Annotated in this window: 16 protein-coding genes and 1 pseudogene; 4 read left to right on the plus strand and 13 right to left on the minus strand. The window is 59.3% G+C overall.

Translation table 11 applies throughout. The features are described from left to right. Positions 1-256 (plus strand): integrase core domain-containing protein (locus tag AD668_RS27250; RefSeq protein WP_156322403.1); only part of this gene is annotated, 256 nt, incomplete at its 5' end. A 48-nt stretch (positions 257-304) separates the two neighbouring features. On the opposite strand, the gene AD668_RS27255 is transcribed toward AD668_RS27250, so the two are convergent. The 3 genes from AD668_RS27255 to mqo all read right to left on the minus strand — a co-directional run bounded on the left by AD668_RS27255 (position 305) and on the right by mqo (position 4256). Then, positions 305-952 carry a c-type cytochrome gene (locus AD668_RS27255; RefSeq protein WP_053164131.1) on the minus strand — a complete coding sequence of 216 codons (648 nt, stop codon included), beginning with the start codon at positions 950-952 and terminating at the stop codon, positions 305-307. Positions 953-962: 10 nt separating this feature from the next. Beyond that, positions 963-2222, minus strand: a complete 1260-nt coding sequence (locus AD668_RS27260) for a molybdopterin-dependent oxidoreductase (RefSeq protein WP_053164133.1) — start codon at positions 2220-2222, stop codon at positions 963-965. A gap of 387 nt (positions 2223-2609) precedes the next feature. After that, the gene (gene mqo, locus AD668_RS27270) at positions 2610-4256 is read right to left on the minus strand and encodes a malate dehydrogenase (quinone) (RefSeq protein ID WP_053164136.1); all 1647 of its coding nucleotides are present in this window, start codon (positions 4254-4256) and stop codon (positions 2610-2612) included. A 372-nt stretch (positions 4257-4628) separates the two neighbouring features. Here mqo and ilvD point away from each other — a divergent pair, with 372 nt between their 5' ends. Then, on the plus strand, positions 4629-6311 hold the full coding sequence (ilvD, locus tag AD668_RS27275; RefSeq protein WP_053164140.1) for a dihydroxy-acid dehydratase: 1683 nt from the start codon (positions 4629-4631) through the stop codon (positions 6309-6311). A gap of 99 nt (positions 6312-6410) precedes the next feature. Here the strand turns inward: ilvD and AD668_RS30415 are convergent, their stop codons facing one another. The 5 genes and pseudogenes from AD668_RS30415 to AD668_RS27295 form a co-directional block, all read right to left on the minus strand. Then, complete coding sequence (locus AD668_RS30415) at positions 6411-7274, minus strand: methyl-accepting chemotaxis protein (RefSeq protein WP_371259850.1); 864 nt, start codon at positions 7272-7274, stop codon at positions 6411-6413. Beyond that, positions 7269-8153, minus strand: a pseudogene (locus AD668_RS30420) (MCP four helix bundle domain-containing protein); the annotation flags it as partial. The gene AD668_RS30415 and the pseudogene AD668_RS30420, both read right to left, overlap by 6 nt. Then, complete coding sequence (locus AD668_RS27285; protein ID WP_053164144.1) at positions 8129-8797, minus strand: DUF2238 domain-containing protein; 669 nt, start codon at positions 8795-8797, stop codon at positions 8129-8131. The pseudogene AD668_RS30420 and the gene AD668_RS27285, both read right to left, overlap by 25 nt. A gap of 185 nt (positions 8798-8982) precedes the next feature. After that, positions 8983-10071, minus strand: coding sequence for a polyamine ABC transporter substrate-binding protein (locus AD668_RS27290; RefSeq protein ID WP_053164146.1), 1089 nt, complete (start codon positions 10069-10071; stop codon positions 8983-8985). Between the two features lie 53 nt (positions 10072-10124). Further along, positions 10125-11426 (minus strand): FAD-binding oxidoreductase, encoded by a 1302-nt coding sequence (locus AD668_RS27295; RefSeq protein WP_053164148.1) that lies wholly within the window; start codon positions 11424-11426, stop codon positions 10125-10127. Between the two features lie 156 nt (positions 11427-11582). Here AD668_RS27295 and AD668_RS27300 point away from each other — a divergent pair, with 156 nt between their 5' ends. Continuing rightward, positions 11583-12509, plus strand: a complete 927-nt coding sequence (locus AD668_RS27300) for a LysR substrate-binding domain-containing protein (protein WP_053164149.1) — start codon at positions 11583-11585, stop codon at positions 12507-12509. 39 nt (positions 12510-12548) lie between these two features. On the opposite strand, the gene AD668_RS27305 is transcribed toward AD668_RS27300, so the two are convergent. From AD668_RS27305 to AD668_RS27315, 3 genes are all read right to left on the minus strand, one after another. Further along, positions 12549-14057, minus strand: a complete 1509-nt coding sequence (locus AD668_RS27305; protein ID WP_053164151.1) for a tripartite tricarboxylate transporter permease — start codon at positions 14055-14057, stop codon at positions 12549-12551. Between the two features lie 397 nt (positions 14058-14454). After that, entirely contained in the window at positions 14455-15633 is a 1179-nt protein-coding gene (locus AD668_RS27310) for a M20 aminoacylase family protein (RefSeq protein WP_053164153.1), read from the minus strand. Positions 15634-15636: 3 nt separating this feature from the next. After that, the gene (locus tag AD668_RS27315; RefSeq protein WP_053164155.1) at positions 15637-16956 is read right to left on the minus strand and encodes an MFS transporter; all 1320 of its coding nucleotides are present in this window, start codon (positions 16954-16956) and stop codon (positions 15637-15639) included. 384 nt (positions 16957-17340) lie between these two features. Here AD668_RS27315 and AD668_RS27320 point away from each other — a divergent pair, with 384 nt between their 5' ends. Beyond that, positions 17341-18480, plus strand: coding sequence for a porin (locus AD668_RS27320; RefSeq protein ID WP_053164157.1), 1140 nt, complete (start codon positions 17341-17343; stop codon positions 18478-18480). Here AD668_RS27320 and AD668_RS27325 read toward each other — a convergent pair. Then, complete coding sequence (locus AD668_RS27325) at positions 18477-19400, minus strand: LysR family transcriptional regulator (RefSeq protein WP_053164159.1); 924 nt, start codon at positions 19398-19400, stop codon at positions 18477-18479. The two genes, AD668_RS27320 and AD668_RS27325, sit on opposite strands and share 4 nt — an antisense overlap. A 245-nt stretch (positions 19401-19645) precedes the next feature. Continuing rightward, positions 19646-20584, minus strand: a complete 939-nt coding sequence (locus AD668_RS27330) for a sulfonate ABC transporter substrate-binding protein (RefSeq protein ID WP_053164161.1) — start codon at positions 20582-20584, stop codon at positions 19646-19648. Positions 20585-20598 lie beyond the last annotated feature (14 nt).

The raw sequence follows: 20598 nt of genomic DNA on the forward strand, positions 1-20598 counted from the left end.
TTGCTCCGACCTTTATCAGCGTTTTCACACCAAGCACGGGGTCATTTGTTCGATGACCGATGGCTATGACTGCTATCAGAACGCGATGGCGGAGCGAATAAACGGGATTTTGAAGACGGAGTTTTTGCTGCATCGCCCCAAGAACCTGGCCGACGCGGTGAGAATGGTTGATGAATCGGTGCTGATCTACAACGCGGAGCGGCCACATCTGGCCTTGAAATACAAAACGCCCGATGCGGTGCATCGGGCGTTTTGAGACTGAAACAGGTGTAAACCTATTTCAGGACTAGACACAGGCCAGGACTCACTGACTCAAGATGAACGTCGCCAGGCTTTTCAGATCATCCGGGCTCAATTGAGCGAAAGGCGGCATGGGCACATTCCCCCATTTGCCGCTGCCACCCTGCTGAATGCTGGACATCAGCCGGTCCAATGCCTGCGGGTCTTTGGCGTACTTGGCCGCCACATCGTGGTAAGCCGGGCCTACTACCTTGTGATCGATCGCGTGGCAGGACAGGCAGGCATTGTTCTGCAGCAAAGCCTTGGCGTCGACTTTGGCAACTGTCACCACCGGAGGCTGGGCCGCCGGGGGGTTGGAGGCCGCCTGAACATCGGCATCGCTCGCCTTGGCACTGCCGTAGGTCACCGCCAGGTAAGCGCCAATCACACTCACATCCTGATCGCTGATCGGCGCGCCGTACACGTGCTGCATCTTGCCCGCTTCAGCGGTCCACTGGGCCAGGCTCAAGCCTGGCGGCTGAAAGTTGATGTAATCGGCCGAGTGGCAAACGGAGCACTTCTGCTGCGCCAATGCGTAGCCAGGCATGGCGCTGGGCTTGAATACTGCCGTTTCCGGCGGCAGCGTGATCGATAGCGGTGCCGCGCTAGCCAGGGTCGCCAGACACACCTGAGCCGCGCATAGCGCGGTGATGATGAATTTCATGGGTTTCATGCGGCCCTCCTCAGGCGACGGTCACGTGGCTGGTTTCCACGACGTGGCGACGGTAACCACTGGGGTTCCAGTCGGCTTTCATCGGTTGGGTCTCGCCTGCACTGTTGCTGGCGCGCACCATCAATTGCGTCGCGCCCTTGCTGGTGAAGGTGATCGGCAATGTCCACTCGCGGAAGGAGAATCGCCCCAGATCCTCGCCAAGCGCGGCTTCGCGCCAGGTGTTCGCGCCGTCGATCGAGACCTCCACCTTGTTGACCCCCACGCCACCGTCGAACGCAATGCCCTTGAGCAGCACGTTTTTGTTCAGCGGCATCACGTCGCCGTGCTTAACGCTGGTGATGAAACTGCGCACCGCCAACTTGGAAATCGGCAGGGTTTTCGCCGCCGTGGTGCCGGGGGCAATGCAGAAACAATCGTTATCCGGAAGACGGTAACCCTTGGCCATGAAGAAACCGTCGAAGGTGTGGTCGACGACTTCGATTTCGCTCAAATGCTTGACCCAATACGTACCGAAGTAGCCGGGCACCACCAGACGAATCGGGTAACCGTTGAGAAATGGCAGGTCGGTGCCGTTCATTGACCAGGCGATCATCGGCTCACCGTCCATGGCATGGCTGATGTCCAGCGCCTTGATGAATTCCGGGGTGCTCGGCAGCACCGGCTTATCCAGCCCACGGAAGGTCACTTGCGCAGCCTCGGCTTTCACCCCGGCCTTTTCCAGTACAGTCTTGAGCGAAACCCCAACCCAGCGCGCGTTGCCCATGGAACCATTGCCCAACTGAGCGCCGAACACGCGCGGCATCGAGAAGCCACGACTGTTACCCGAACATTGATTGACGGCGACCACTTCCACCGGTTCGGCGAGCGCCTTGAGCTCGGCGAGAGACAATGAGAGCGGCGTCTCGACCGTGCCCTTGACCGTCAAACGGTAAGTGTCCGGATCAATGCTGGTCGGAAAATCAGCCAGGTGATAGCGCACAAAAAAAGCGTCGTTGGGCGTGATCGGCCCTTCATTGAACACAGGGAACGGCGTCTCCAGGTGTGGCGGACGGGTTGTCACCAGAGTCAACGGGCGCTTTTGCGGGTATTGCACCAACGGTCGTGGGCCCGCGGCAAAGGTCACGTCTTCAGGGGACTGGCTGGTCGCGGCAGTTTCATCGGCGGCCTTGGCGAGACTCGCCAAGGGCGAAGCCGCCAACGCCAAGGTGAAAGCATCACGTAAAACCCGCCGACGGCTCGGCTGGCTGTTGTCTATAAAACTGAACTTCATTCTGCGCTCTCTATGATTGTTTTATTGAGATGCAACTGACGGCTCCCCACCTGCACGCGAGGCTTTTTGTAGGAGCAAGCTTGCTCGCGATGGTCGTGAGCGAAGACGCGTGTTTACTGGATAAACGCAGCGCTCTTGAGCACATCGCGAGCAAGCTCGCTCCTACACAATGGTGCCTGCCCTACGGAGGGGTATCAGGCTTACGGTTCGACGCCGGAAAACAAGTCAGTATCGCCACGCAAAAACTGTTCGCTTTACATTGAGCGTCAGTGACTTAGCATTTGATGACAGGACTGGAGCCCCAAGTCCAATGCCCATTCCAGCGCCCACAAAAAAACCCACTGACCGTCTCCGGTGCAGTGGGTTTTATTTGATTAGGCGGTCTGGTTACAGAGCCATATCACGCGCAGCATCGGCTTTCGGCGCTTTTGCATCAAGATCGACAGTCACCGGGGTCGTTGCCGGAGCCATCGTCGCCGGAGGCGTCGTCAGTTCCAGCACCTTGGCGGTGTACGCCCATTCCTGCGCAACCTTTTCCGGGCTGGCGTTCAGCTGGGTGCCGTAGCTCGGGACGATCTGGTGCAGCTTTTCCTGCCACTGCGGGCTCGCGACCTTGTCCTTGAAGACTTTCTGCAGCACGGTCAGCATGATCGGTGCGGCGGTCGAAGCGCCTGGCGAGGCGCCCAGCAGGCCGGCGATGCTGCCGTCTTGCGCAGCGACGATCTCGGTGCCCAGTTTCAGCACGCCACCGGCGGCTTCGTCGCGCTTGATGATCTGCACACGCTGCCCGGCTTGCCACAGACGCCAGTCTTCAGCCTTGGCGTTCGGGAAGTATTCTTTCAAGGCGTTGAGGCGGTCTTCATCCGACAGCATCAGTTGGCCTGCCAGGTACTCGACCAGCGGGTATTCCTTGATGCCAACCTTGGTCATTGGCCACACGTTGTGTGTGGTCGTGGTGGTCAGCAGGTCCAGGTACGAACCTTCTTTGAGGAACTTGGTGCTGAAGGTCGCGAATGGGCCAAACAGAATCACGCGCTTGCCATCCAGCACGCGGGTGTCCAGGTGCGGAACCGACATCGGCGGTGCGCCAACGGAAGCTTTGCCGTAGGCCTTGGCCAGGTGTTGCTCGGCAATGGTCGGGTTTTCGGTCACGAGGAACGAGCCGCCTACCGGGAAGCCTGCGTATTCCTTGGCTTCAGGAATGCCGGACTTCTGCAGCAGGTGCAAGGCACCGCCGCCAGCGCCGATGAACACGAACTTGGCGTCGGTTTCGGTTTTGCTGCCGTCTTTGAGGTTTTTGTAGCTGACGCGCCAGCTGCCGTCTTCGTTACGGGTGATGTCCTGCACTTCGCTGGACAGCTTCAAGTCGAATTTCGGTGTGGTTTGCAGATGTGCAACGAACTGGCGCGTAATTTCGCCGAAGTTCACGTCAGTACCCAGCGGGCTCCAGGTGGCCGCGATTTTCTGGTTCGGGTCACGCCCTTCCATCATCAGCGGTACCCATTGCTTGATCACAGCCGGGTCTTCGGAGTACTGCATGCCGGCGAACAGCGGGCTCGCTTGCAGAGCGTCGTAGCGTTTCTTCAGGAACTTGATGTTGTCATCGCCCCACACGAAGCTCATGTGCGGTGTGGAGTTGATGAACGAACGCGGGTTTTTCAGCACGCCTTGCTGAACCTGCCAGGCCCAGAACTGACGGGAGATCTGGAAGGCTTCGTTGATTTCAACAGCCTTCGGGATCGAGACCTTGCCGCTCTCGTCTTCCGGCGTGTAGTTCAGCTCCGCCAGCGCGGAGTGACCGGTACCGGCGTTGTTCCAGCCGTTGGAGCTTTCCTGAGCGACGCCGTCGAGGCGCTCGATCATTTGCATCGAGGTGCCAGGTTCCAGCTCATTGAGCCATACACCCAGGGTCGCGCTCATGATGCCGCCGCCAATCAGCAGCACATCGACTTTCTTCGCCTCTTCAGCCTGGGCCGTGGTCATCCCCAACGACAAGGCCAACCCCAGCAGGGCTGTGTTTACTTTCTTAAACATCTGTTGCACCTATGATAAAACGCCATCCGCCCTTCCATCCTCGCGCACGCAGCCCCATGTTTCACGGCAGATCATGGGTGAAGGCACAGCGGGATTACAGGGTGGGCACACAAGGCCGACGAAACGCATCGACCCCAGTTTAATGTCCCTTCTGAACTGACTTTTTATCTTTATTGGCTTCAGCTGCTTGAGCGACAGTGATTCCGTCGGCACGTCTCAAGGACATGCAAACTGAATAGGTCAAACCAAGTTGGCGCGAAGAATATCACGTCGGGGCGGGCCCGCGTGTCTGTTGCTGAATCGTTTGTCCCGGTCCGGTCACTGAGCCCTTCTATACTCACCCTGTTTTCCACCCGCATATGAGGATGTGTCATGGGCGACAAAGACGATCTGCGCAAGTATTCCTCCCAGGTCATCGACGGCATCGAAGCCGCCCCCGCACGCGCCATGCTCCGCGCCGTAGGCTTCACCGATGAAGACTTCAAGAAGCCGCAGATCGGCATTGCCTCGACCTGGGCGATGGTCACGCCCTGCAACATGCACATCGACAAACTGGTGATCGAAGCGGAAAAAGGCGCGAATGCGGCGGGTGCCAAAGGCGTGATTTTCAACACCATCACCATTTCCGACGGCATCGCCAATGGCACTGAAGGCATGAAGTATTCGCTAGTGTCCCGCGAGGTGATTGCCGACTCCATCGAAGTGGTGGTCGGCTGCGAAGGCTTCGATGGTCTGGTCACCGTCGGCGGTTGCGACAAGAACATGCCGGGCTGCCTGATTGGCATGGCGCGGTTGAACCGTCCTTCGATCTTTGTGTACGGCGGCACCATTCGACCGGGCGCCGGCCACACCGACATCATTTCCGTGTTCGAAGCCGTGGGCCAGCATGCCCGCGGTGACATCAGCGAGATTCAGGTCAAGCAGATCGAGGAAGTGGCAATCCCCGGTCCCGGTTCCTGCGGCGGCATGTACACCGCCAACACCATGGCCTCGGCCATCGAGGCGCTGGGCATGAGCCTGCCCGGTTCCAGCTCCCAGGAGGCCATTGGCGGCGACAAGGCCTCGGACAGTTTCCGCGCCGGCCAGCAGGTCATGGAGCTGCTCAAGCTGGACCTCAAACCCCGCGACATCATGACCCGCAAGGCCTTTGAAAACGCCATCCGCGTGGTCATCGCCCTCGCCGGCTCAACCAACGCCGTGCTGCACCTTTTGGCCATGGCCAATGCGGTGGACGTAGAGCTGACCCTGGATGACTTCACCGAGCTAGGCAAGATTTCCCCGGTGGTTGCCGACCTGCGTCCCAGCGGCAAATACATGATGAGCGAACTGGTCGCCATCGGCGGCATTGAACCGTTGATGAAGCGCATGCTGGCCGCCGGGATGCTGCATGGCGATGCGTTGACCGTCACTGGCAAGACCCTCGCTGAAAACCTCGAACACGTGGCCGACTACCCCGAAGGCCAGGACGTGATCCTGCCCTTCGACCGGCCGATCAAAAAGGATTCGCACTTGGTGGTGCTGCACGGCAACCTCTCGCCCACCGGCGCCGTGGCCAAGATCACCGGCAAGGAAGGCCTGCGCTTCGAAGGCACGGCCCGGGTCTATCACGGCGAAGAAGGCGCTCTTGCCGGCATTCTCAACGGTGAAGTGCAGCCCGGCGAAGTCATCGTGATTCGCTACGAAGGACCCAAGGGCGGACCGGGCATGCGCGAAATGTTGTCGCCGACGTCGGCAGTCATGGGCAAGGGTCTGGGCAAGGAAGTCGCGTTGATTACCGACGGGCGTTTTTCCGGCGGTTCACACGGGTTCGTGGTTGGCCATATCACGCCGGAGGCCTTTGAAGGCGGGCCGATTGCGCTGGTGAAAAATGGCGACAGGATCACCATTGATGCCGAAACCCGGCAGATCACGGTCGACGTGTCCGACACCGAGCTGGCCGAGCGCAAATCGCGCTGGGTGCGGCCGGAGTCGAAGTACAAGCGCGGGGTGTTGGCCAAGTACGCGAAGACTGTTTCCAGCGCTTCAGAGGGAGCGGTAACGGATAAGTATCTTTAGACCTGTAGGAGCCGGCTTGCTGGCGATTCAGGCGACACGGTGTACCTGATGCACCACATCGCCTTCAGGAGCCAGCAAGCCGGCTCCTGAAGGATCGCCTCACAACCTGAACCGATCCACCGACTGCGACAACTGACCCGCCAGGCTCGACAATTCGTCGGTGGTCGAGGCCGTCTGCCCGATCACTTTGCTGTTGCCCTCGGACATCCCGGCAATCATTTCCACCTGATGGGCAATTTCATTGCTGGCCAGGCTTTGCTCGCCGATGGTGCGGCTGATGTCGTTGACCAGTTGCGTGGTGTTGAGCGTCGCTTCGAGAATTTCACGAATCGCACGCTCGACATCGGCAGTCACCGCCATGCCCTTGTCGACCTGCGCCACGCCCTCCTCCATGCTGATCACCGCTTCACGGGTGCTTTGCTGGATGCGTGCGACCATGCTGGCGATTTCCTGGGTCGAGGCGCTGGTGCGCCCGGCCAGGCTGCGGACTTCGTCGGCCACCACGGCAAAACCACGACCCTGCTCGCCGGCGCGGGCTGCCTCGATGGCGGCGTTCAGCGCCAACAGGTTGGTCTGGTCGGCGATGCCCTTGATCACTTGAATAATGTTGAAAATCCCCTCGGACTCCTTGTCCAGCGTGCGAATCACCTGCGCCGAATGCTGAGCCGAGCGTGCGATGCCATCCATGTCGTTGACCACTTGATGGATCACCCGCCCGCCATCCTTGGCCAACGCTTCGGCCTGATTGGCCATGTCCAGCGCCCGTCCGGCATGCCGGGTGATTTCCTCGATGCTCGCGGTCATTTCGCTGGCGGCCGCCGCCATGGTGCTGGCCGCAGCGCTTTGCTGCTGGCTGCTGCCGGCAACTGCGTGGCAACCGTTGCTCAATTGCTTGCTCATGCCGCTCACGCCGTGGGCATTGCCGCGTACCACTTCGATCATGCCGCGCAAATCGCGCTGCATGATCGCCAGGCTGCGGATCAGCGCACTGGCCTCGTCATGCCGGGCAGGCTCGACAATAGGTTCGCTGAGGTTGCCGTGGGCGATGCTGTCGGCGATGCGACTGGCCGTCTGCAACGGCCCCATGATGCTCAGGATCGCCGAGCGGCCAAGGGCGAGCAGCAGCAACAGGCTGACGACCAGCACGCCACCGAGGGCAAGATTGGCGTTGCTGATGGCGTGCGCCGTGCCCTGACTGGTCTGCTGGGTGTTGCTTTCGATCAGCTCGCTGAGCGCCGCCATCTGGTCTTCCAGTTGGCTGAACGCCGTGTTGAACGTGCCCAATTGCTGTTGCGCGGCCTCGGGGTTTTCCAGCGCCAGACCGACGATGCGCTCGGCAGCGCCAATATAAGTGTCGAGGCTTGGCTTGATTTTGTTCAAAGCCGTCTTGAGGGTGTCGTTGACCGGCAGTTTGAGGTTATCGCCCAGCACTTCACGAAAATGTGTGGTGTGTTGTTCGATGGAACTGCGCACCTCGGCCTTGCTGCTGGTGCTCTTGCCCAACCCCACCAGCATCGCCGACAGCACGTCGGCGCGCAGGGCGTCGTGCATCATGTCGGCTTCGAGGTGATTGCGCAGTGCCGTCATGCTGACGTTGTTGTCGTTCACGGCCTCGGCCATGCGCATGTTTCCCAGGTAACTGACCAGGCTCATGACCAGGGCGGCGAGCAGACCGGTGCCGATCAGCAAGCATAAACGTAGTTTTATGGACACTCTGTGGTTCCTCTCTGGCACGGTTGTCGGCTGGGCGTCGCCCACCACGAATGACACTGCTGAAGAGGGTATCGACTGGCTTGAGCGGTAATTGAAGCCTATTGCTACAGATTGTCGTTTTTGCGACATGCGGTCGGTAGCGGCGTCGTTTGCGTCGTGCCGCGCAGGGAAACCAACAGCAAGCTGACAAGCGCACCGGCCACGGCGATGGCCATGTCCTTCTGCGAATCCCAAGGGTCGTTTTGCGCACCGACGAACGCTTTCGAAGTGTCGTCGCCGAGGAAGGCGCCGCCGACCCACTCCACCAGTTCGTAGAGAGCCGAGGTCGACAGCATGATGTTCAGTGCAATGAAAAACAGCCAGAAACCCCGCAACGGCGTCAGGCGCATCAGCACTTCCCGAACCGGATACACCAACAACAGTCCGTAGCTCAGATGCACCAGGCGGTCATAGTGATTGCGATGAACGCCGAAGGATTTTTCCAGACTGAACCCGAACATCCCCGAACTCCACTGATCGTACGGCACCAGGGAATAGGTGTAATGCGCCCCAAGCTCATGCACGCACAAAAACACAAACACCAGAGTGATGGACACCGCAGACAATCTGAACCGGCCAGAGAACGCGATCAACGTGCCCACCAACAACAGCACCAGCACGTTTTCCAACGCCCAATCCACCCGGCTGCGGGGTGAAAAGCCCGATGCCAAAACGATCAGCAGGAAAACCGTCAACAAGGCCAGCTCATACCGCGAATGTCGGTTGGACTGCATGGCTTGCGTTCCTCGATGTATGGGTAAAGCCCTTCTACTTCGAGAAAGCTGCGCGTTGCAAAGTTCGCTTTTTTCTTACCCGTAGGAGCAAGCTTGCTCGCGATCGCGACAGGCAAGCCGACATTGCTGATGATGAATGAACGCTTTCGCGAGCAAGCTTGCTCCTACAGGTACGCGTTCCGCCATCAGGTATTGGTCTTGAGCTTCGTCCACAACCGCGTACTGAGCCGCGCAATCGCCGCGGGCAAGTCCTCGACGGTGAACAACTTGTCCATGACACTCTTGGGCGGGTAAATCGCCAGATCCTGCTTCACGGCGGGGTCGACAAAGGCATCCGCCGCGCTGTTCGGGTTGGCGTAATGGATGCTGTTGCTGATATTGGCAATCACCTTCGGCTCCAGCAGGTAGTTCATGTAGGCGTAGCCGTTCTTCTCATGGGGTGCGTTCCTGGGCATGACCACCATGTCGAGCCACAGCGTGGAGCCTTCATCCGGAATCGAGTAGGCAATCTCGATGCCGTTTTTGGCTTCCCTGGCGCTGGCGGCGGCTTGCACGATGTCGCCATTGAAACCGATCACTGCACAGACGTTGCCGTTGGCCAGGTCGCTGATGTATTTGGAGGCATGGAAGTACTGCACGTAGGGCCGGATTTTCAGCAGTGCCTGCTCGGCTTTCCTGTAGTCGGCCGGCTCGTGGCTGTGCGGCGGCAGACCCAGGTAGTTGAGAGTGATCGGCAGGATCTGCGTCGGGTTGTCGATGATCGCCACCCCACACTCACTGAGCTTCTTGATGTTGTTTTCGTCGAAGAACAGGTTCCAGGAATGAGTAACGTCGGTGTTGCCGAAGATCGCCTTGATCTTCTCGACGTTGTAACCGATGCCCGCCGTGCCCCACATGTAGGGGTAGCCGTACAGGTTACCGGGGTCGTTGACTTCAAGTTTTTTCAGCAACGCCGGGTCGAGGTTTTTCCAGTTGGGCAGTTGGCTCCTGTCGAATTTCTGGATGGCCCCGGCCTTGATCAGGCGCGACAAAAAGTGGTTCGACGGACTGACCACGTCATAACCGGTATTGCCCGTCATCAATTTCGACTCCAGCACCTCATTGCTGTCGTGGATGTCGTACGTGGCCTTGATCCCGGTTTGCCGGGTGAAGTTGGCCAGGGTGTCGTCGGCGATGTAACCGTTCCAGTTGGAAATGTTCACGGTTTCATCGGCAAAAGCGGCAGCGGAAAACGCAGAGACCAGGGCCACCAGAGAAAGGGTATTGACGCGCATGTTGAATCACCTTCGATGTACGGAGTGTTGTTCTTGTTGTGTGGTTCGATTCTTTAGATTTCGGTTCTGGCCCTGACCGCTTCCACGCGCATCCGTAGCATGGCACCGATGTCGAGCAAGGGTTTGGGTGGCAACCAGCCGGGTTGGGCTCGCTGCATGACTGATCGCATCAGTGTTGAGTCGCCCCCCGAAGCCAGTTCCGCGAGCAACCGCCCCCATAACGTGCCGCGCGCAACGCCCGAGCCGTTGCACCCTGCCACGGCAAACACGCCCTCCTCGACCCTGGCGAAATAAGGTTGCCCCGAGCGTGACGCGCTGAGGTGCCCGGTCCAGGTGTGTTCGATATCCTGCTCGCCGAAGAACGGAAAACGCCGCTGCAAACCCAGCACGTGGTGCTGACGACGTAGCGACAATTGGTCCAGGGACAAATCCTGCGCACGATACTCCGCGGTGTTGCGGATCATCACCCGACGATCCGGCGTCAGACGCACCGTCGCCCCCAGTGGCCGGGTGGACAGCACACCCCAGGGCGCTGCCGCGCCGATGGCTTGAAACTCGGCATCGCTGAGCGGCCGTGTCAGACTGGCACTGAGCTCCATCGGGAACGTTGCGCTGTCGTCGATACCCGTCCGCGGGATAAAGGCATTCAGGCACACCAACACCTGTTTGGCCTCGACACATGCGCCGCGGCTGCGGGCGCGAATACGGCCGTTACCCAAGCGTTCAAGACCGCTGATGTCGGTGTTTTCAAAAACCGTCACCTTCTGCGGCAAGGCATCGAGCAAACCCTTCACATACTTCGCCGGTTGCAGCAACGCATTGCCGTTGCCGCACCAGATCGCGGCCTTGTAGTGCTGTGTGCCGAGTTTTTCACTCAACTGTTCGCCTTGTAGAAACTGCGCAGAAGCACCCACCGCACGCAGGGTTTTCAGCTTGCTCTCGACGTCGGTCAACTTGCGCGGATCGCTGACGGCGAAGAAATAACCTGACTCCTGGAAGTCGCATTCGATGCCATGTCGGGCAATCTGCTTGCGGACTTCGTCGGCGGCGGCTCGCCCGATCGATGTGTCCAGTTCATAGCCGGCGAACCCGTCGCTGCCCAGCAACTCACTCGCGGCGGGATGTTCATGAGCCACGACAAATCCGGAGTTGCGCGCCGATGCGCCTTGGGCGGCACGCTGCCGGTCGACCACGACGATGCTGGCCTGCGGGTGCATCTGGGTAAGGGCGTGCGCAGCGCTCAGCCCCGTGATCCCGCCGCCGATGATCAGCCAATCGGCCAGTTGCGTTCCCTTGAGCGAATCTCGCTGGGGCGAACACCCGGCTTGCGCGATCCAGCCACAACTATTTTCCATGCATCACCTCTTGTTCTTGTCCGGCCTGCCGAACCAACCCGACCTCATGCACGTTTCGCATGAATGATTGGCGATGGCGGTTTCGATGACTAGAATCTAAAGGCTCTGAACACCCACGACCAACGCTATTAAATCATCGAGGTATTCTTAAAACGCATGGATAAAATTCGCCACGTGCCATCGATGCAGGGCTTGCAGGCTTTGGTCGAAGTCGCCGAATGCGGCACCTTCACCCTGGCGGCGCGCAAGCTCTGTCTGACCCAAAGTGCGGTGAGCCGGCAGATCCAGCAGTTGGAAAGCCACTTCGGCGTGGCGTTATTCGTCAGGAGCAGTCGCAGCATTCAACTGACGGCCGAAGGTGAGCAGGTGCTGGCCAGCGCTCGCGCCATCCTCGAGCAATTAAGAGCGCTCGAAGATCGCCTCGCACCGCAAAAGCGTCCGTTCCGCATCCGCATGCACGTGTCGCTGGCGGTGCGTTGGTTGCTGCCCAAACTGAGTGACTTTTACCGCCATCATCCCGACGTTTCACTGGCGATTGAAACCGTGGCCACGGAGATCGTAGAGCCGGCCAGCGACAGCGATGCGTACATCCTGTATCTGCCCGAACCAACGGCTGCGGCGCAATGCCTGACCCTGTTCGAGGAAGCGCTGGTGCCGGTCTGCGCGCCCGGTCTGGGCAGCCCGACACAGCCATTGACGTCGCTGGAAGATCTCTCGGGTTTCGCCCTGCTGCACCGTTCCGCCGACCAGCATGACTGGCAGGACTGGTTGTCGGCCAACGGCGGCAAGTCGCTGAAGGACTACCGGCACATCCCGTTCAACCTCGACGAACTGGCCCTCGATGCCGCCGCACGAGGCCTGGGTGTGGCGATGACCGACATGACCCTGGCCGGCGAATCGATTGAGCGCGGTGTGCTGGTCGTGCCCTTTGGTGAACCGTTGAAGACCCGAGGCATTTACTCGCTGTGTCTGCAACCTTCGGCTGCGGCCCATCCGGCGTGCGCATCGGTGATGCAGTGGTTTACCGCACAAACCTGTGGGAGCGAGCCTGTTCGCGAAGACGATGTGACATCAAACAGCTGAGTGGACTGACCCAACGCTATCGTCGGAACGCCGCCCGGATCAATCATCCTCATGCAACTTGATCCCCCGCGCATGCAGCACAGGCGGCACCACCAGCACCAGCAGAGTCAGCGCCAGGAAAAACGCCGAGATCGGTTGCGTCAGAAAAATCGTCCAGTCGCCCTCGCTGATCGACAACGCGTTGCGCAGTTGCTTCTCGGCCATCGGCCCAAGCAGCATGCCGACGATCACCGGCGCCACCGGGAAGTCGAAACGGCGCATCAGCACCCCGCCCCAACCAATCGCCAGCATCAGCACCAAATCGAAGGAAGAGTGGCGCATGCCGTACACGCCAATGGTCGCGAACACCAGAATGCCCGCGTTCAAATACGGCCGGGGGATCTGCAGCAACTTGACCCACAGCCCCACCAGGGGCAGGTTCAACACCAGCAGAATAACGTTGCCGATGTACAGCGACGCCACCAGGGTCCAGACCAGTTCGGCAGACGTTTCAAACAGCATCGGCCCCGGTTGCAGGTTGTAGTTCTGGAACGCGGCCAACAGGATCGCCGCCGTGGCGGAGGTCGGAATCCCGAGGGTCAACAACGGCACCAACGATCCCGTCGCGCTTGCGTTATTGGCCGCTTCCGGGCCGGCGACGCCTTCGATGGCGCCCTCGCCCTTGTTGGCGGAAAACTCCTTGGGATACTTGCTGAGTTTGCGTTCGGTGGAATAGGACAGAAAGGTCGGAATCTCCGCACCACCGGCCGGTATCGAGCCAAACGGAAAACCGATCAGCGTGCCTCGCAGCCAGGCTGGCACCGAGCGCTTCCAGTCGGCACGGGTCATCCATAACGACGTCAGGCGGTGCCGCCCTTCACGCTGTTCTGTTTGATACAGCAAGCTGTACAACGCCTCGCCAACGGCAAACAACCCCACTGCCACCAGCACCACTTCGATGCCGTCGACCAGTTCGGGAACGCCAAGGGTGTAGCGGGCGATCCCCGAAGTCGCGTCCAACCCGATCAGGCCGATGGTCAAACCGATACCCAACGAGGCAAAGCCACGCAGCATGGAGGCGCCGAGCACCGCCGACACCGTGGTGAACGACAACACCAGAATCGCGAAATACTCGGTCGGGCCAAAGTTCAGCGCCAGCCTGGCCACCACCGGCGCGAACAGGGTCAGTAAAACCGTCGCGATGGTGCCGGCCACAAAAGAACCAATCGCCGCCGTGGCCAACGCGGGGCCGGCGCGCCCGTTGCGGGCCATCAGGTTGCCTTCCAGTGCCGTGACCATGGATGAAGACTCACCAGGTGTGTTGAGCAAAATAGAGGTGGTTGAGCCGCCGAACTGTGCGCCGTAATAAATCCCCGCGAACATGATCAACGCACCGGTTGGATCGACCTTGGCGGTAATCGGCAGTAGCAAGGCCACCGTCAAGGCCGGTCCGATGCCGGGTAATACACCAATGGCAGTACCAAGCAAACAGCCGATAAAACCCCATAACAAATTGATCGGCGTCAGTGCCGAGGCAAAACCCATCGCCAGGCTAGCGAGAATGTCCACCGTGTTACCTCCTTTGGCCCGAGTCAGATCCAGTCATCGAATGCACCAATGGAGATGGAACGGCTCGATCGACGCAATGAAGTGAACATGAGCGTCTCGCGAAACTGTTTTTTGGGTGCCGATTGCACTTAGATTAGGACACTCATCCTGTTTTCGTTTTCGCCAAAGCGACAAACGCTGTTCTGTCGGTCACCGCTTGCGTTGTTTTCAGGCGCCTACGAATCCGTTGGCGGTCTGCTTTGAGAAGGAAATTTCGCCAGCCGTCGCAGGTTCTGCTCTGCGGCGGCTAGCGTGTACGCATCGGTCGCGTCACGTGTGCCACGTCGACGCAAACGAGCCCGTTTCAGGACGCGCTTGATGCGAGAGCCCTGACATGGCTGATGGCTAGCGATTGAACCTAAACAAGAAAATCCTCCACCAGCTTGACCCAGCAATCAGAGCCCAGACGGATCAACTCGTCGTTGAAGTCGTAATGCGGGTTATGCACGGAACACCCATGGAACTCGCCCTCGCCGTTGCCCAGCATGAAGTAACAGCCCGGCACTTCACCGAGCATCCAGGCAAAGTCCTCAGTGCCCATGACCTTGGGTCCGCGGCTGTGCAGGCAGCCAGGTTCGAACAGCGGCTCCAGACTCTGGCGCACCCGTTGCGTCTCGGCCACATCGTTGATCAGCGCAGGCGCCAGTTGGGTGATCTTCAAGTCGATGCTGACGCCGAATGATTGCTCGTGGCCGCAGACAATCTGCTCCAGGCGTTGGTTGATTTTCTGCTGGGTCTGCGGGGTGTCGGTGCGCACGCTGATCAGCATGCTGGCCTCGTCAGGAATGATGTTGTAGACACTCCCGGCCTGTAGCATGCCGATGCTGATCACCGCATATTCCTCAGGGCCCAGGTTGCGCGACTTGATGGTCTGGATCGCGTTGATCAAGCTGGCTACCACGGGCACCGGATCCACCGCCAGTTCGGGCATGGCGCCGTGTCCCCCCTTACCGGTGACGCTCAGTTGCACCCGCTCGGAAGACGCCATGGTCGGTCCGGCCTGAACCACGACCGTACCCACGGGTGCGCCGGGCATGTTGTGCAGGGCAAAAATCGCATCGCATGGAAAACGCTGGAACAGGCCGTCGTCGATCATTGCCTTGGCGCCGCACAACCCCTCCTCGTCGGGCTGGAAAATCAGATTCAGGGTGCCATTGAACTCGGCGCTGGTCGCCAGACGATAAGCGGCCGCAAGCAAGATCGCGGTGTGCCCGTCGTGACCGCAGGCATGCATGCGGCCGGCGATCTGACTGGCGTGGGCAAAGGCGTTTTTCTCCTGCATCGGCAGCGCGTCCATGTCGGCGCGCAGGCCGATGCGGCGGTTGCCCTGGCCCTTTTTCAGGACGCCGACCAAGCCATGCCCGCCGATGCCGCAATGGACCTGATAGCCCCACTGCGCCAGCTTGGCGGCGACCAGTTCGGCGGTATTTGGGGTTTCACCCCCAAGCTCGGGAGCAGCGTGAATTTGTCGGCGCAGCGCCACGAACGTTTGCAGGTCGGCGTTGCTCAAAACAGGGCTGATTTGTTGAGTGCTCATGGTTCAGGCTCTTCCAATGTTTTCCGGGAATAGTTTCAGGCAGGTCAGGCTGATCACCCCACCGCCCACCAAGTAAAAGGCAGGGGCCAACGGGTCGTTGAGAGTCGACGTCAGCCAGGTGGCGATCAGCGGCGAGAACCCCCCGAACAGGGTCACGCCAAAGCTGTAGCTGACCGAGGTGCCGAGTGCCCGCTGCGGTTTGGCGAAGGCTTCCATGATCATCGCGAAAAACGCCCCTGAACCGACGCAACCGGGAAGTACCAGCAGCGCCACGATCAGCATCGCCAGATACAGGTCGGTGGTGTGCGACAACAACCACAGCGCCGGCCATGCCGCGATGACGGGCAACGTGACGGTCCACACCAAAAGCTTTTTGCGCAGGCCATGACGGTCGGCGTAACGCCCGGCAATCGGCGTGATGATCGCCAGGCACGCGGCGGCAACACAGGCAATCGCCAAGGCGCTGCGCTGCGGATAGTGCAGCGCGGTGACCAGGTACGACGGCATGTAGAAAATGAACAGGTACATGCCGATGGTCGCGCTCGCCATCAGGCCCGTGGCCAGGACGGTGTTGCGCAGGTCGATCACCTCGCGCCAGCGAGGCTTGCGGCCGGTGGATGGCGGTTGCTCAATGACTGCGTGCTCAAGCGTTTCCGGCAGACAACGGCGGATGTACCAACCGACCGGGCCGATCAGCAGACCGACGATGAACGGAATGCGCCAGCCCCAGTTTTCCAGGTCAGGCGTGTTCATGACACTGGTCAGCAGCAACCCGATGCCTGCCCCGACCAAGGCCGCATATCCCTGGCTGGCGGCCTGCCAACTGACGTTGGCACAACGATTGGCCGTTCCGGTCGACTCCATCATGAGCACCGAGGCGGTGCCGATTTCACCACCGGCGGAAAACCCTTGGGTGAGGCGTCCGATGACCAGGAGCACGGTGCCGAAGACCCCGGCTTGCTGGTAAGTGGGGGCGAATGCGATCAAGGCGGTGCCCAGTGTCATCAGGAAAATAGTCAGCGTCAGGGCCGCCTTGCGACCCTTGCGGTCGGCGAAACGACCGATCACCATCGCCCCGATTGGCCGCATCAGAAAGCCCACACCGAAGGCGGTCAACGACATCAGCAATGACGCTACCGGCGACTGCGCCGGAAAGAAATTCCTGGCGATCACCACGGCGAAAAAACTGTAGATGGTGAAATCGTACATCTCCAGGGCATTGCCCAGAGCGCATGCAACGGTGGCTTTTCTAGACCCGACGGCGGCACTGTCGCGCCGTATCGTGCCATTGGCCAAGGGAGTATCCGATTGCAGGGTGGTCATGGGAGATCTCCGAGTTATTGGCGTTGTCGGCACCAACTATCGGGTAACTCTGACGATGAATCACTTGCGCTTTTTGCACACGATTAACCAACAGTTTATTTCGTCGGGCTTCGCCCCGAAATATCGCTCCACGACGGTGCGATCCTTGGTCATTGAGCCCTTCAACGCACCGGTTTTTTCCAGTAACAGCGCCTGTCGAAACCAGTGGACGCGGTGAATCCGACGACTACAAGAGAATTGCCCCACCCTCCACCCCCCTGAAACCCAGTTTTCAGCTACCAAATTAGCAATCAGGCATACCCATACAAAATTGACAATTTCCGACTCATTTTATTTTCGTGGAGGCTGCGAACCTTCAGTCATCAGCTACACGGAGAGTCTGTAATGGGTACGTCCGCCGCGCGCAATTCGTCATTGGCCGCCATGCTGCTGGGGGTGAGCCTGCCTGCAGTCAGCCAGGCTGAAGGGTTCCCGTCCATCGCCCGAGTGGCGCCAGGGTTTGGCTACTACAACGTCGACAAGGGCTTTGATGACAAGCTCAAGTTCTATGGCACCGTCGATGCCTTCGTGAACTACCAGGACTCGGGTCATTACTCAGGGGTCAAGGTCGCCGGCGGCGCGGCCTGGACCAACAAACTGGGGCTATACATGCGCAAGGCTGTCGATGCGGACACGGTACTGGAAGCGGATGTCGAAGAAGGCTTCAACCTCAACGGCAAGGCGCTCGACGAGCATTGGAAGCAGGTCGGCGCATTGCGCCTGGCCGTCGTGGCGCTACGCTCGCGTAACTACGGGAAACTGGAGTTTGGCAAAACCTACGGCATGGGCACGCCGACCTACGCCGACCCGTTTCTGGCTACCTATGGCTCACCCTATACTTACCTGACCTCTCCGCCCGCCGGGCGCGGCGCCTATTATCTGGACCTGCGGCCCAAACACACCCTGGCCTATACCACCGCGAAATTCGCCGGTTTCAGCCTCGGCAGCGCATTGAGCTTTGGCTTGAACGATACGGCCAGTTCGGGAAAGACCCTGCGCGGCAAGGGTGTGAGTTTGCAATACAGCAATGCGCACTGGATCTTGATTGGCTCGTTCAACGATTATCTGAGCGATCCCTGGGATGACGGTGATCGTGAGCGCCAGACCCACAACTACTTCAAAAGCGCTTCAGCGTTTTACGACTTCGGACCGCTCGCGGCCAGCCTCACCTGGCAGCGCCAGGACGTCGACTACCAAGCGACACCGAGCATGACCGCCTGGACAGTGGGCATTGCCGCGCCTGTGGGCAAAACCGATGTGGCACGCCTGTCACTGGTCCAGCGCAATATCGAATTCGGCAACAAGGACGCATTCGGGATGATGCTCGGCTATGACCATTTTCTGAGGCCTAATTGGGCCATCTACGGCCGCGTCGCGCTGATCGATAATCACCCCAACTCATCCATCAGCTACGCCGGCATCCCGATCGAGCAGGCCGGTGACGACCCGCAGAACCTGGCAATCGGCATGTACTACCACTTCTAACGAGCGAGTTCGGCCAACGACTCCGCAGTCAGCCTTGATTTGAGGCTGTAGAACAGTTCCTTGGCCGGCGACGTCAGCGAATGACGGTCGATGCATACCAGGTAAATCGGGTATTCGGGAATGATCTCCTCGACCTCAACGCAGACCAACTCTGGCGCCCGCCCAGCTGGCAATGTGTTGCCTACCGCCAGGTTACTCAGGGTCATGAACGCGTCGGCGCTCTCTACCAGGCGCAGAGCCAACAGCAACGACGCGCATTCAATGACCTTCTGCGGCGGGTGAATATCGTTGACCTCGAACATCTGATAGAACTGCGACGAACGATCGTCGATCTCATCCAGGCTGATCCAGTTGGCGTACTGCAACTGGCGCAATGAGCGCGAATGGCGCAGCGGGTTGTCGGTGCCACAGAACACGGCCCCCTGAATGCGATGCAAGGCCTCCCAATCCAGATTCAGACGCTGTGTGTTTTGCTGCGAAGTCAGGGCAAAATCCAGGCTCCCGTCGCGCAAACGCTGCACGATATGGCTCGGCCGCTGCTCGGTTAGCTTGATCCGCACCCGTGGGTTCTTCGCCTGAAAATCACTGATGCACTGCTCGAATCCGGGCAGCATCGCTGTCAGTGAGGTGATCCCGATGGCCACATCACCAACCGCCATGTCATGAATATTATCGGCTTCGATCTGCAGCCGTCGCATACTCTCGACCGCCATGTGCGCGTGGCGAATGATCCGCCGCCCCTCCTCGGTCAGCGACATGCCCTTGTAAGACCGCTGCAGCAAGGTCAACCCAAGCTCTCGCTCCAGATCCTTGATTGAACGACTCAATGCAGGCTGGGTAACGTGCAGTATCTGCGAGGCCTCATTGATACTGCCGCACTGGTTGATCGCTACCAAAGCTCTGATTTGATGAAACTTCACAGTGTTCGACTCACTTTTATTGTTCGCCAAGGATATAGCAATATCCCGGCCAGGAGCCGCCCATCGATGCCCAATGGTGTAGGAAGGTTCACCCTGTCAGCACTAGTTGTTGCCGCCTCGGTTTATCTCGCGCTCGACATGCAGGTCCCGTTTCCCGGCCCCATCCAAAATTCCGATGCACCGCTACTCAGGGCTCTTGCGCAGATGCAGACGTATTGGACTTCTGTAGATTGCCCGTTCTGCACTCAATCAGACTCGTTCCATACCGCCTCACGCACATCGACTTTCCTGGGCAAAAGCTTGTTTTGATAAAACAGGTCGGCCGTCATTTGCTGCGCGCTGATGATGCTTTCATCAATCGGCAATATTGGCGAAGGCGGCCGATTATCCAGGTAACTGGCAATCACATCGTCGGGCAGTCCCATGTATTTTTTTACCACCTTCAGGCTTTCTTCCCGCTGGCTGCGGGTCAGCCCTTCGGCGCCAGTCAACTCATTGAGCAGCGCGTGGACAAAAGAACCATTGGCTTTCGCGTAGGCGCGTCGTGCGGTGTACACCGGACCTGACAGGTTCAAACCTTCGCCGTTGGCCAGCACGCGAACATTGCCCTGACTCAAGGCAAGCGAAGAGTAAGGCTCCCAAATTGCCCAGGCATCGACGCTGCCTTGTTCGAAGGCTGCACGCGCATTGGCGGGTGGCAGGTTCATTGGCTGGATGTCCTGGTAGCTCAATCCGGCCTTGTTCAACGCCCTCAGTATCAGGTTGTGTGAACTGGACCCTCGCTGAAAAGCCACCTTTTTGCCTTTCAGGTCGGCAATGTTTTTTAGCGAGCTGTCTGCGCGCACCAGTATGGTTTCCGCTTGTGGTTTTGGCGGCTCGGTGCCGATGTAGACCAGATCGGCTCCCGCCGCCTGCGCGAACAGCGGCGGGATGTCCCCGGTGGAGCCGATGTCCAGCGCATTGACGTTGATCGCTTCCAGCATCTGCGGCCCGGCAGGAAATTCAATCCACTGCACTGCCGTTTGAGGAAAACGCTTCTCCAAAAGCCCGTGCTCTTTAGCGAGTAATAAGGCAATCGAGCCTTTCTGGTAGCCGATTCTCAGGGTTGCAGGGTCTGCTGCCATTACCGAGTTTGTCAGACTGAACAGTGCTAACCCCGTAAAAAAAACTTTTAGAAATGTCATCTTTGTCTCGTTGT

It is taken from the genome of Pseudomonas sp. P1.8 (assembly GCF_001269805.1).
Lineage (GTDB): Bacteria > Pseudomonadota > Gammaproteobacteria > Pseudomonadales > Pseudomonadaceae > Aquipseudomonas.